Annotated in this window: 14 protein-coding genes; 2 read left to right on the top strand and 12 right to left on the bottom strand. The window is 35.8% G+C overall.

The window, feature by feature from the left end:
* From tnpA to U8D43_RS10310, 7 genes are all read right to left on the bottom strand, one after another.
* The coding region (gene tnpA / locus U8D43_RS10340; RefSeq protein ID WP_335871104.1) for an IS200/IS605 family transposase at positions 1 to 230 on the bottom strand (230 nt) is incomplete at its 3' end.
* A 72-nt stretch (positions 231 to 302) separates the two neighbouring features.
* A complete protein-coding gene (locus tag U8D43_RS10335; protein ID WP_335871103.1) occupies positions 303 to 503 on the bottom strand; it encodes a hypothetical protein in 201 nt (66 codons plus the stop codon).
* A 167-nt stretch (positions 504 to 670) separates the two neighbouring features.
* On the bottom strand, positions 671 to 1,690 hold the full coding sequence (locus U8D43_RS10330) for an SMEK domain-containing protein (protein ID WP_335871102.1): 1,020 nt from the start codon (positions 1,688 to 1,690) through the stop codon (positions 671 to 673).
* 196 nt (positions 1,691 to 1,886) lie between these two features.
* Positions 1,887 to 2,885 (bottom strand): hypothetical protein, encoded by a 999-nt coding sequence (locus U8D43_RS10325; protein WP_335871101.1) that lies wholly within the window; start codon positions 2,883 to 2,885, stop codon positions 1,887 to 1,889.
* A 151-nt stretch (positions 2,886 to 3,036) separates the two neighbouring features.
* A complete protein-coding gene (locus U8D43_RS10320) occupies positions 3,037 to 4,053 on the bottom strand; it encodes a hypothetical protein (protein ID WP_335871100.1) in 1,017 nt (338 codons plus the stop codon).
* A 66-nt stretch (positions 4,054 to 4,119) separates the two neighbouring features.
* Positions 4,120 to 5,103 carry an HNH endonuclease gene (locus U8D43_RS10315; protein ID WP_335871099.1) on the bottom strand — a complete coding sequence of 328 codons (984 nt, stop codon included), beginning with the start codon at positions 5,101 to 5,103 and terminating at the stop codon, positions 4,120 to 4,122.
* Positions 5,104 to 5,385: 282 nt separating this feature from the next.
* Positions 5,386 to 6,150, bottom strand: a complete 765-nt coding sequence (locus U8D43_RS10310; RefSeq protein ID WP_335871098.1) for a DUF2089 family protein — start codon at positions 6,148 to 6,150, stop codon at positions 5,386 to 5,388.
* 271 nt (positions 6,151 to 6,421) lie between these two features.
* Between U8D43_RS10310 and U8D43_RS10305 the strand changes: the two genes are divergently transcribed.
* Together U8D43_RS10305 and U8D43_RS10300 are read left to right on the top strand one after the other, a co-directional pair.
* Positions 6,422 to 6,937 (top strand): hypothetical protein, encoded by a 516-nt coding sequence (locus U8D43_RS10305; protein ID WP_335871097.1) that lies wholly within the window; start codon positions 6,422 to 6,424, stop codon positions 6,935 to 6,937.
* Positions 6,938 to 8,302: a hypothetical protein gene (locus tag U8D43_RS10300; RefSeq protein ID WP_335871096.1), complete on the top strand. Its 1,365-nt coding sequence runs from the start codon at positions 6,938 to 6,940 to the stop codon at positions 8,300 to 8,302. It begins immediately after the preceding gene.
* Between the two features lie 60 nt (positions 8,303 to 8,362).
* Here the strand turns inward: U8D43_RS10300 and U8D43_RS10295 are convergent, their stop codons facing one another.
* The 5 genes from U8D43_RS10295 to U8D43_RS10275 form a co-directional block, all read right to left on the bottom strand.
* Positions 8,363 to 9,730, bottom strand: a complete 1,368-nt coding sequence (locus tag U8D43_RS10295; protein WP_442893592.1) for a recombinase family protein — start codon at positions 9,728 to 9,730, stop codon at positions 8,363 to 8,365.
* Entirely contained in the window at positions 9,639 to 10,922 is a 1,284-nt protein-coding gene (locus U8D43_RS10290) for a recombinase family protein (RefSeq protein ID WP_335871095.1), read from the bottom strand. The genes U8D43_RS10295 and U8D43_RS10290 overlap by 92 nt, the downstream gene beginning before the upstream one ends.
* A gap of 77 nt (positions 10,923 to 10,999) precedes the next feature.
* Complete coding sequence (locus tag U8D43_RS10285) at positions 11,000 to 11,983, bottom strand: N-acetylmuramoyl-L-alanine amidase (RefSeq protein WP_335871094.1); 984 nt, start codon at positions 11,981 to 11,983, stop codon at positions 11,000 to 11,002.
* Positions 11,967 to 12,392, bottom strand: a complete 426-nt coding sequence (locus tag U8D43_RS10280; protein WP_335871093.1) for a phage holin family protein — start codon at positions 12,390 to 12,392, stop codon at positions 11,967 to 11,969. The genes U8D43_RS10285 and U8D43_RS10280 overlap by 17 nt, the downstream gene beginning before the upstream one ends.
* Before the next feature lie 76 nt (positions 12,393 to 12,468).
* On the bottom strand, positions 12,469 to 13,530 hold the full coding sequence (locus U8D43_RS10275; RefSeq protein WP_335871092.1) for a hypothetical protein: 1,062 nt from the start codon (positions 13,528 to 13,530) through the stop codon (positions 12,469 to 12,471).
* Position 13,531 lies beyond the last annotated feature (1 nt).

Here is a 13,531-nt window from a genome sequence, read left to right as displayed (position 1 = left end):
ATTTTACTTGGTGCTAGGCTTGGAGGACAAGATAGCAATAAGTGGATATGATCTTTCCCCACACTCCCTTGCAAAATCGTGATTCCTCTTGCTTCGCAGCCTTGCCTTATTAATTCTCTTGTTCTTTTGGCAATTGGTCCATGTAGAACTTTATATCTATATTTCGTAACCCATATAACATGATATTTTATATCAAATACCGCATGACTACTTTTTTGATAACCGTCCATACTCTCACCTCTATCGTAGTATGGACATTTAAAGACAAGGCTAAAAGCGGATACCGTCTAAAGACGGTGGAGTTAGACCACGCATTTGTAAATTAAAAACTTATCATCTTCATCTTGATTTAACACTAAATCCGTTGCACGGCCATCAAGTCCATGCCTTTTACAATAACCTCTAATGGCATCACGAGACATTCCCATGGATGCAGCTATCTTCTTATAACCTATACCTTGATACCTCATAATCTTAATCAGTTTTCTTTGCTCATCATTCATGTTTACAACACCCCTTAACAAACAGTAGCCTAGTAATCACTCGGAACAAGCTATTTGTCAATGAGTTTGAGAAATATTGTTACTTTTTATATTTGTAGTTATCCCTCACATTAGACCAGCAAAGAACAGCATAATTAAGACCTCCAAAATATGATGAACTTAAATTCCTAATTTAGTTGTCTAAAGTTAACGTTTAAAATTAAATCTTTTAAGGACCTACCATGTTGTTGACAGAAATTATATAGGTCTTTCATCGTTTCATTTCCTTCGGAATCTATATATTCAAGGATAAGGATTTCATTATATTCCAAACTAGTTTTATCAATTAATTGTGAACGACGAAGAATATCAATTTCTTCTTGTAGTTGCTTGTTATCTAAACATAACCTTCCCTTTAATAAAGCTACATTAACCTCTATTCCGGATGTATTCGATTCTCCTTCATTAGCTTGCATTGCGTAGTATAAAAACCTAAGAGTATTTTCAGGTAATCCCTTAAGAACTTCTGCAAGGTTTTCTAAATCTTTTTTGAATTGTTTTCGTGCACTTATATCAACATTACAATAAGTTATAAAGGTGTTAGCTGTAAATTTATCTACTGTTCCAGGTTCAAAGCTATAAAGTGGCTGTTTAACCTTCTCAATAAATTTATTAATATTTTCATCTATATATCTATGTATTCGAGTTAGATCATCACTTTCTTTTTCGTTAATGATGAGAAGTAGATCATATATATCTTGAATGATGATTTGGTATTTGTGCTTACCTATAGTGACATCAGCATAATACGTATTATAAACACCTTTTTCAAACTGGTATGGGTCCTTTTTCCCTGGAAAGAAGTGTTTTTCTCCAACAACAAAGTGCAATAGAGTGCTATATTTTTTAAACAATTTCTCTTTTTCAAATTCATATATAGTGTGCTTAAGCTTTTGCTTAGTACCGTCAGAGGTAATCTGTACTGAGTATTCATTGGATTTATCAGCTAGATCAATACCAGGAAAATTACCTTTTAAGATTTTCAAATTCAAATTGAAAATAATATTAAACAATTCAGCAAAGAATGGCTCACATACCTTATTTACATGATGCCAGCCTAGTTTATTAGAGCTAAACTTTATATAATATTGAAGCAGGGACAATCCTTTCATAATGTCCTCTATTTCCCTTTGCCTTTTAATTATCAACTTCTTCCCTTCTTTCCCCTATTTAATATACGACGCTCCTTTCGCAGTATCGCACTAGTTTATAAATTTGATGGCTTCTTTTTTATTTTTTCGATTAATTGAACTACTTTATTCATATGCACATTAACTCTTCTTTTTATACGAGCAAATCTTCTAATCTTTTAACCTTTAGTTTTAATTACAACAAATGATTATGTCACCTTGGGGTATGAGTAGAAATTATTTGATTCCTCGCATTCACCTGAATTTTCTTCATAATATCTATTAAAGAGTCTTCCATAATATCTATATACATATTGGGCTTTACATAAATCTCTGCAAGACACGAATATAGGAAATCACTTTTCCTTACTATACGCAAGGGAAAAGGTAACAATTTCAATCTTGTTTTTGCCAGAGTATCATCAATCTCCTTTATTCTATCAATCAACGCGTCCACCAAATTTTCTTCTGCTTTAAATTCTTCAGTTTGTATAAGATTTTCGTTTGTAGCTTTGATTAGTGGATCCCTAATTATGAAGAGTAACACCGCTGGAAATTCCTTTAAGTACACATGAAATTCAATGTGATTTCTTAATCTATTTTCAGGATTTTTGATGGACAACATATTTAATTCCGAAGTAATAAAATCTCTCCACCTCCTCTTCGTTTGTATGTATTTGTCATAATTGAGGGATTTTATTCCGTTTTTTCTATAAGTCGTTACATAGCCGACCATTTGAGGAGCGTTAAACATAATAGCACTTACAGTACGATGCGTAGCACCTGAAAAATAAATATCATCCTCTAAAAAATGATCAAATTTTGGAAGGCCATCTCTTAAAAGCGGCTCTTTAGTGGAGTCAATATAAAAATGGTGTTGATATGCAATACCATTATTTATTAGGCTATTTAGGTTTTCTTGTATACGTCCGCCATGAAGAGATTCCCGTTCAATCCGAAGCTCTCCTGTGACAGAAAAAAACAACTCGTATATCGATCTATTAGCAGTATGCCAGCCAGTGTTAATACCCCCAATTTTACTGACATCCACATCTCTAAGTTTTCGTGACGCATCATCTGTATCTACCCTGTCATAAATTAAAGAGTACTTTTTATGACTCTGTAAGATTCGGTCCTTCATAGACTCTACATAAGTAATAGTAATTCCTTGCTTACTCATATCGTTTATCCATTTGCTAATAATTTCCCCCATTAATTTTCTCTCCTAACTGCAATATGATGCAAAGCTATAAGTGCTATGTACAAAGATGTTGATCTCTGCTATCCATCAAAAGACGGTTGCTACATCATCAATTTCACTTATACTTGCCTTGGGATTATGTCGGTTATCCTCAGTCCCTTTACTATTGTAGTAAACCACGGTTTTGATAGGAAATTACCTTTTCCTTCAGCATGTTTATCCATTTTGTTTTCACAGTAGCCAACGTCTCAGATGGGTTATTAGCAATGCATAAATGCATAAAATTTAAAAATTGTTTAATTAACAATCGAGTAGTGTTTTCTAATTCCTCACGTTCCACTTTCGTGATATTTGAAAAATCGCCATCATGCAATGACTCTGACCTAAATTTGTAAAAATCTTTCATCTTTGTATAAGCAGATATAACATCAGTATCAGTGTTATATAACGCAACAGCTGTCCGTTTAGATAAACGTTGTTTTTTATTCCGACAATTTTTTTCGAGCATTAACATTTCCAAAGAGGTTGTAAATTGTTCAAATGCTGTTGCTGCATCAATTTGCTTAAGACCGAAACAAAACTCATCAATAATATTTTTGGAAAGATTAAAGCAGCAGTCATACTTAATTGAAAAATTATTATAATCCTTAGCTTCATCTTCGCTTAAGACATATTTTTGTGGATTAATTGTATTAGCATCTTTAATCAAAATGGTGTTAGTGAACGTATTATTACCTATAAAATTGTACTTGTATTTAAAATAAACCTTATGAATTCCTATATTACCCGCCTTAAACACTTGGAGTTTTGAAATAGTTTTATTTATATGCTCAAATTCATTATCCATATATTTCTGAATATCATTATTAAAAAATGGCTCAGTTGTAATACTTATTTTGTTCCCTTCCACATTTCTTTGAGCAACAAAATTATCAGTCTTCTTAAAACACATAAAATATATTGGTTCATCTTCACAAGATTCGTCTATTAATCTGGAATTATAATAATCGGTACTCAATTTATTTTGTCCATCAACTATATCCTTAAAATATATAAAGTCTTCGAGTTTTATTTTTTCTATTGAGTATCCGTTACCAATATTTACGTGAGAAATACTCTCATCAGTAGTCAATAAAATACCATCAACTGTAACATCTACATTAGTAGAATAGCTATTCATTTAGACCCCTCCCTATATAAAAAAATTCATAGACATTACTCTTAATCAGCAATAGCTAAAAGAATTTTAATAATAAGTCAACAACTTTTCGAATGTTATTTCTATGCCAACTTGTTTAAGTAGATCTTTCCTTTGTTCATATAGCCTTTTCAGTACACCTTCAATATTAACCCCGTAGTGCAGAAGGTTATGACAATGGCTGCATAAGGAAACTATATTTTCTTCAACATCTAGTGAATACGGGAAATCAGAATGACAACTTAATGGAATCAAGTGATGAGGCTCTGTATATGGATTTCCGTCTCTTTTCCTTATAAAAGTTGGATGTTCACTGTTATATTCACATTTAAAATTCGCAATCTTAAGTGAATTAACTGCAACATTTAAATTCCTAGGATAAGAATTGCCACCCTTAGAATTAGACTTCAATTCAGCCTTTTCTTTCGGTTCTCCATTATATGTAGTTGTGTCATTATTACTTATCTCTAAATCTTTGATGCTTTCTATTAATTCAGTATCATCAAGAAATTGCATTTCGTCAGCATCTAAAAGCCCAAATTGTTCTCTTAATCTATTTATATGATTTTTGTCACTTTTATCTTCCTGAACTAATTCTGTCTGTTTAAGTAGGTAGGTTGTCAATTCTTTATTTAATGCAAACAAATATCCAGTGTTCCCTCTACCAAGTGAATTAAAAGGGGCGTTATGGTTAGGCTGCAGCTCCATTATTTTAATTCGATGATCTGATGTTATAATTGGACTTTTAATCTCAAAGTAATCACTATCTACTCTCCAACCTTCATCTTCCCATAATTTTTCTTCTTGTAACTCTTCAGGCTGTAAAGCAGAATAAACATCGGAACTAGCTATGCTTACAGCAATAACTTTTTTATTAAAACTATGAATTATTAAATCCCCTTTCCTGACCTCTTCCATACGGTCCCAATGTGACACTCTACCGCCATTCTTATTTCTTTTGGGTGCCCACAAGTAACCACCTGTTTTTTCTTTTAAATAGCTTTTATTTTGAAACACAAAAAAATAGTTCATTACTACCTCCGTAAATAATATTTTTAATAGAGACATCATTCTCGGCATGTTAATGTTTTTTTATTATTGCATACAACCACTCTTCCTCGCCTCTACCTTTCCTTACATCAGGAGTAACCGAAATTTCAATAATCTCTAATTGGTGAAAAGGCTCTAATAATAAATTCAAACTTTCCTCAGTTAAATTAGTAAAATACCTACCGTATCTTTTACCGTTACTTTCCCTTCAAAGTCTCCATATTTAAAAGAAACGCAAAAAGTATCCATCAGACTTCGATCTTACTATCTCATTTCCTCTAAGAATTCTGGATTTATTGACAGATAGCCACGTTCATTTTTACAAATATCTGCCCAATCTAAAACTGCTGCAATTACAAACCCAGGGCCGAAAGCAGTTTCACCTTCCTCTACACCATGAACTTTGTGAGCAATATATCCTTCGACTGAATTTAAAGAAAGATCATCACTTCCAAGTTTCGCTCCTGAACGAGCCTTACCTTTCACTGCTTTACCGCCATTCTGAATAACAACTTCAACTGCAGCATCAAAAGCTTCCCAGACCAGCTGATTTGCTGGTGGAATTTTTGGAGAAATCAGCCCCTTCCCACTAACGTCAAACCATATTTCGCAAGGATCTCCCTGTAACAATTTGATTGTAGTTCTTCCACCACAGGCATTCAGCTTTTCTTTAATTCTAGTAATTATCAAGCTGTCACTAGATTCCACTTGTAAAGAGCTTACGGTAGGCATATCATTCCCCATCTCCTTTTCATCTTTTTTATCTTCAATTCCTAATTTCTTCACAATCTCAGACATTCTCCTCTTAACAGCTGGATAGGACATACTTTTTTCTTTCTGAACAGCCTTAAAGTTACCATGGTACTTTAGAAAAGTTACTACAAAATCAAATTCATCCACAGAAAGATAATCAAATTTACTAAGCCCAAAATTCCCCGTTAACTCTACATCACAATCTTTACATACGAGGCGTGCTGCAATTAAATTATTTCTACATCTTGGGCAATGGGTCACTATATCTTTTTCCATATTATCCCTCCATTTATGTCCATTATATTTTAAAAATTTAAAATTCTCAATGTAGTTAACAATATTATTTATTACTACTTTCATTTTTTTATTTACTAAATAGTGTTGTGATACCTTTTCAAATGAGTCAGCTTTAAATCAAAGAAAACATTAAATTGGTAACAATGAACTACCTTGCTATAATAAAATTGCATATTATAGGCAATTTTTGTTTTATAGATCTCATTTTAAACTTCATTATTTAAAAATTTCATAAAAGGGGGTAAGGTAAATGAACTTTAAGTCCATAGATTCACTTCAACCAATCGTAAATGTAGTAAATGAAGCGGGGGCTGCGGTACATGATAAAAGCAGAACCATTTTTAATAGCCCATTAGGTGAAGTCGTGTCAGGCGCTTTAGGTGCCGGAATCGGTGGTGCTGCTTCTTTTGCAGCGCTGTATAGATTAGGTACGGTTGGACTCAGTGCAGATGGTATTAAATCGGGTCTAGCAGCAGCTGGCGGTATTGTTGGTGGCGAAAGGGTAGCTGGATTTTTTGTGTTGGCTACTCCCGTAGCTATTTTAGCAGGTGGAGGAGTGGTTCTAAACTCCCAACTGAAAAAGAAAAAATTGAAAGAAGAAAAAGAGCGTTTATATCAAGAGACTATTCGGAAGAATAATGCGATCATTATAGCCTTAAAAGAGGAAGTTAATGCAACAAAAGAAAGGGCAGATTATTTAAACGGATTAAATATTTTGTTACAGCAAGCGCTTAAAGAACAAAAGGCCGATTTGGGAGGAGTATAAATGGAGAAATTCAAGTACTCAGAATCTGAAAAGGATATGAACAAGGTCTTAAAACATCATCATGACATACTAAAAAGTACCCCTTCGCTCGAAGCGGCTCAAACCAAAATGAATGATAGTATTGTATCAAGCGAATCACTACTAAAGGAATTAGGGTTCGGAGATCGACTTGAGCATTTAAAAAACAATCCACCCCAGTCAACCAAACAAAAGCAGGTTGTCCGTATGCCATCTTGGGAAGAAATAGTAAACGATGCAAGAAACTCTGTTCCTGAAGAGGTTGATTTACGTTCATTTTTCACAGAAGAAGAAATAAAATCCAATGAGCGATACTTACAACAACTAAGAGAGGAATTTAACAATATTCATAGATTAGACCCCATCGATTACTCTATCTGCATTACCGCTGGTATTTTAGCTGCTGCAGTAGATATTTTTTTAGTTGGCATTCCTGAAAAAACAAAAGGTGGAATAAGCTCTGGTCCATTATCTAACTTTATTCGGCAAAAATTTGATGAGGCAATTCCGGCCGATAAAATAAAACAGTTGGAGAAACAGTTTAAAGTCCCGTATGACGCATCAACTAACTATAATTTAAATGAATACGTTGATGGCTTAAGCAGCTGGTTTCATCGCTATCATTCTCTGGGACATGATCCAATTTTAGGTTTTATTTTTGGAGTCTTTGATATTATGACAGGTAGATTCACAGCAATAGATCGGAACGGAAAAGTAATTTCTCAAATTGTCAGAGACGTTCCTGAGGGCATGACCATATTTAAGGCAATTAGCCAAGTCTTTGGGCATATGAAATCCGATGTTAACACTTCAATGGGACTACCAGTGCCAATGATGACGCTATTTAACAAGCTACATTTTGGATCGATTGGAAAAGAGGGTCTGACAATGGCGGAAATGGCAAGAGGAATGTATGCGGAAGGCTATGATTTCAAACATTTTTGTTCTATGTCAATTCCAACTATGATTATTGAGGTTATTGTTAGAAATTCTTACTTTATAAAAAGATTAAAAGAAGGTCATTCCATAAAAGAATCCATACCGGTAAATGGTATTCGGAGAAAAAAGCCAAAACTTCAAACGATGCTTTTTATTTCACATACAATATGTACTGCTGCCAATGGAGGAAAAGTATACTTTACCGAAAACCCTTTAGCTATTAACTATACTGAATGGATGAATTTTACAAAGTATTCTTTATCTCAGCTTAAATGGACACTCTATGAAAAGCCTAACCTTCGAAATGATTATGTAGATGGAAAACTAAATGAAGAATGGGATAGCCTCCAATCCATGATTAATGATACCTGGGATACTATGAATCAGGATTATATTGTTATAAGGTAAATGAAGATATGAAGTAACCATCTTTCCAGATATTTGGCTTGATGGTTACTTTTTTCAATCTTATTCAATCTGGCACTCAACTTCTGTTCCATCTAGCAAAGTCACAATCACCTTTTCTTCCTTGTAGACTGTCATCTTTTCCACTAGTTTAAAGAATAAATTCATATCAAAATTTTCAAGTGGTTTGGCCTTTGTTATGATTCCAATAAACTGCTTGGCTTTATATTTCTCGAGTTGATTCTCGCTTGTTTTCTTTTCCTCCCACTTTTGAATAAAATACTCGCTGTTTTCTAAGATAGCATTAAAAACATTAATGAAAATTTGGTAGAGTACTTTATCTTCAATGTGCGTGTTGTTGCAGCTCTTTTTCCCTTTCTCTGCATACTTCTTGTTACATCTCCACACTTTCCTTCTAAATCGATCATCATTGGAGTTCCAAATCTTTCTGCCAAATGCGCTGCTGCAATCTCCGCATATCACTTTTCCTGCAAATGGGTTATCGCTGGTTCCATAATCCACTCTTTTAAATCTATGTTTCTCAGCAAATTTCTTTTTTCTTTCCATTTCAAGCTGGACAGCTTCCCACATGTCTTTATCAATAATCGCAGGGTGATTGTCTTCCACATAATATCGTGGTACTTGACCGGTGTTCTCTACCCTTTTCTTGGTTAAATAATCAACGGTGTAGGTCTTTTGAAGAAGGGCATCGCCTTTATATTTTTCATTACTCAACATCTTTCTAATACTACCTTCATACCATTTGGCTGTTCCATTCCAGTTTGGAACATGCTCTTCCTCAAGCTCTCTAGCAATTCGATTTGGCCCTTTCCCATCAAGGTAGTCTTTAAATATCCTTCTAACAATCTTCGCTTGTGGCTCGTTAATGATCAAATTGCCATCTTCATCTTTGTCATACCCTAGAAATTTTGTATGGTTGATGGCGACTTTTCCCTGCTCAAATCGTCGCCTGATTCCCCAGGTAGAGTTCTCTGAAATAGATCTACTCTCGTCTTGGGCTAGGCTGGAAAGGATACTTAATAATACTTCACCCTTCGCATCTAATGTGTTTATGTTCTCTTTCTCGAAAATAACGCCAATTCCTAAATCCTTTAACTGCCTCACAAAATTCAAGCAGTCCAATGTGTTTCTCGCGAACCTTGATATGGATTTCGTGATGATCATGTCAATCTTTCGATTCTTACAATCCTCTATCATTTTGTTAAATTGCTCGCGCTTTTTCGTATTGGTTCCTGAAATCCCCTCATCTGCGTAAATTCCTGCCAGTTCATAATCGGGATGGTTTGAAATGTAGGTTGTATAATAATCGACTTGGGCCTCATAACTTGATAACTGTTCTAATTGGTCGGTTGACACTCGGCAGTATGCTGCCATTTTCTTTTTCTGGGGTTCGAACTGTTCTGAACTGATCTGGATGTTTGAGCTTGCTGGTATAACGGTAATGTTTTTTGCCATTCCTCAAGACCTCCTGTACAAGCGTTTCTTCTTTTATATTGAGCTCTCCAACAACTTCATCATCAATCTTTGTTCCTGGACAGGCATTTTTTCCATTCTTTATATAGTTACTACATTGCCAGACTACTTTTTTGCATGGAAGTTTGCTATTCCAAGTCCTTCGTTTCAAAGTTGACCCGCACTTTCCGCAGAAAAGCATTCCTGTTAGGGGATATCTATTTTGATACTTGCTTTTATCTCCTGTATTTCCCTTTGCTTCTGCCCGGACTTTCATTTCTGTTTGAACTCTATCCCAAGTTTGATTTGGAATAATCGGTGGGTGATTCTTTTCGATATAGAAACTTTCAACTTTCCCATCATTTCTGACAGTGCCTTGCTTTAGATGATGGGGTGTATAATATTTCTGTAGGATGGCATCCCCCTTGTACTTTTCATTTTTTAGTATGTTTAAGATTGTGCTCTCTTGCCAGTTGCCACCTGCAACAGTCGGTAGCCCATCGGCATTTAATTCTTTGGCAATCGTGAATGCTCCTTTGCCCTCCAAGTATTGATCAAATATCCGTTTGATAATTTCTGCTTCATCCTCATTAATAACTAAATTCCCTTGTTCATCTTTGTCGTAGCCGAGAAACCGATTTGTGTTTATCATCAGTTCGCCTCGTTCGAACTTCTTTTTAATTCTCCACTTCACATTTTCACTAATGTTTTTGCTTTCTTCTTGGGCAAAAGATGAGAGGACGGTAAGCATCAACTCGCCGTCCCCTGATAATGTGTTAATATTCTCTTTTTCAAATCGCACTTCAACACTTAGATCCTTCAGTTCCCTGACCTTTTGAAGTACCACTGTTGTGTTTCTTGCAAATCTTGAAATGGATTTTGTGATAATTAAATCAATCCCACCTTGCTTTGCGAGTTCTATCATTTTTTTGAATTCTGGGCGTTTGTCAGTAGTCCCGCTTATACCGCGATCTGCAAACACTCCCACAAATTCATACTCCGGGTTTGTTCCAATCAATCTTTCATAATAATTAATCTGGTTTTCTAAAGATTCACCTTGCTTTTCATGATCAGTTGATACCCTAGCATAAGCATATACTCTTTTCTTTGTGTCTTTCACAATGGTTGGTTCTATAATTCTAACTCGCAATGAAGGCCATCCTTTCTATCAATTTGGTACTACCATATATCACTCTAAAGGCCTAAATAATCAAGTTAATAGAACCGTTATTCAAACTTAATAAAGCCATCAAATCCTGCTTCTCTTAGCTTTTTAAGTATCGCCTCTGCATTGTCTTTCTTAGAAAAGGCACCCACCTGTACTCGATAATACTTATTTCCTTTTGACGGTTTTTCTGTTTTAGTAGATGAATTAATTAGCGTTAGAGCATCCTTTTCAATCCAACTCATGATTCCAGCAGATTCTTTGCCATTGTTCTTACCAATGGTTTTTCCAAGTAGAACACAAGGCTTCCCACCTTTAATAACTGGTTTTCCATTTGAAACTATCTGGGTCACTTTGTGATACGAACCTGTTTTTACCCATGATGGAATTCTTGCTCCACCAGGGAAATACTTAGCTGTTGATGATTTTACTTCCACTACATCACCAACCTTAATGCTAGATGATGTTTCCGGATCAGGATTTGTTTCATTTAAAGCTGCTTTCACCGCTGTACGAAAAGTATCCATATTCTCACCATGCTTAGGGAACCAATGCATCACATCAGAGTGATTACTTGCAATCCCCTTCTTGTGCCCTTCTGAATGACAAAGTATATCTCGTTCAGTGAGATTATAAGTTCTACACAACTGAACACAAAGCTCTACGGCATTTTCCCAGGCTTTTCTAAAGTAGCTCTCATTCTTTTTGACGTCATAGCCAACCATCGCAGATCCTCTACCATAAGAAAATCCACCTGGTTCACAAATTTCAATTCCGATATGCGTGTTGTTAGCCCTGCCACCAGAATGCCATCCCCGATGGTTCCAAGGAAGGTACTGCCAAACTTCTTTATCATCAACGAAGGCATGAACTGCAACTTGCCTACTCGTTTCTCCCGCTTGGTATGATTTATTCCATCGGCTAAACCAATCCGCAGCCATTACACCAGGTGTTGCTGTGGAATGAATCATAATCCCTTGAGGTGAAATCTTTCTCCCTGCTTTATAACAGTCGTTTTTGGTCATGAATCTAGTATTTAGTTTCATCTTTACCATCTCCCTTTTTTGCTTTCAACTGAGCCAAGATATCCTTGAGTTTTTCAGGAACAGGCAACCCAATTCTAGAGGCATTTTCGATAATGCTAATCCCCTCATTTGAAAGATAAAAAAAGATGACCGCTGTGCGTATGGCACTACCGTCACCAATAATCTGACTATCTATGATATGAGCCACTCCTACTAAGAAGAAAATCAGCACTTTCTTAAAGATACCTTTTGCTCCGATTTCACTTGAAAGGCGCTTTTCTATGATTGCACTCATAAGGCCAGTAATATAATCAATTACTACGAAAGCAATAAGTGCGTACAAAAAACCATCTAAGCCACCAAGTGCCCACCCAAACCAACCACCAAAAGATACAACTACAACTTGTAAATATGCCCATAATTCTTTCATTCTCAAATTCCCTCCCCACTACCTAACTTCCAATCTATTTAAAAAAGAACCCCACAAGGTTCTTGAGTTTTCCATTTTAATACTGTGCATAGTAAACATAGCCACTAGCCTTCACATAGAACCCATCGCCAGGAACATAGATTGCACCACCAAATGTATCGTAAGTCGATGTTGTAAATCCCGGTTGCTCAACACCTTCCCAAGTCAAACCATCAACAGATACATAAAGCATACTCTCATTAAACAGAGCAAACTTACCCCAGTCGGACATCCAAATGATATTCTGCGGATTCGGTATATTATTATTGGCAAGATCCCCAACATGAGAAAGGTTCGTTTCCGTTATCTCAGTGGCACTGTCATTCATTACACATAGTTTTACATCATAGATCCCATTTACATAACGGTATTTCATGACAAACAACTTGTCGTTTACAGATCGGATAAACATATAAGATGTTTCATTTAAATCTTCTGGAATGGTAGTTGTCCATGAACCCGGACTAGCAGAGCTTGCAATAGCAATTGATTTGTCTCCGCCTACAATCCCGACAAAGTTCCCTTTATGAGTCGTAAGGTATTTAAAGAAAGGGACCGATGACCCATCTGAACCTACCAACGTCCAGGCTGTTCTTTCCGTTAGTGAATCAAAGCTGTAATAAACCGGCGACTTGTAATACCACCAACTGACAACTCCAGACCCTCTGGCCATATCATATGCACCAGTTGTCATGGCATTCTGTGCATTTTGACAGTATCCCCCGTTATGCCAAGTGATGCCATCAAATGAAGCCATTATATTAGCAAACCCCGTAATCTTGGCTAAAAATACACCTCCACCGGAATAGAGGATTTCTGGTTCACCGTAACTCCACCAAGATACATCTACTACTGTCCATTGGCCGGTTGTTTTGTTGTAATAGGACATATAGGGTGTTTTGGCATGGTAGACGGCAATCTGTGCGTTGCCATTATCGTACACATTGATTTGCTTTTCACTTCCATACTGTGTATAACCAAAACTACTATAGGTTTTCTTTGTCCAATTCAAGGTGGGTATAGGAAGAAGGAGGCCACCCCGGCCACCAAATGCAGTCCAGATGGCTAATGTATTATTAAAATTTCGATCGTAGCTCATC

Source organism: Bacillus sp. 2205SS5-2, from assembly GCF_037024155.1.
GTDB lineage: Bacteria > Bacillota > Bacilli > Bacillales > Bacillaceae_K > Bacillus_CI.
This window is presented reverse-complemented; position numbering and strand designations above follow the sequence as displayed.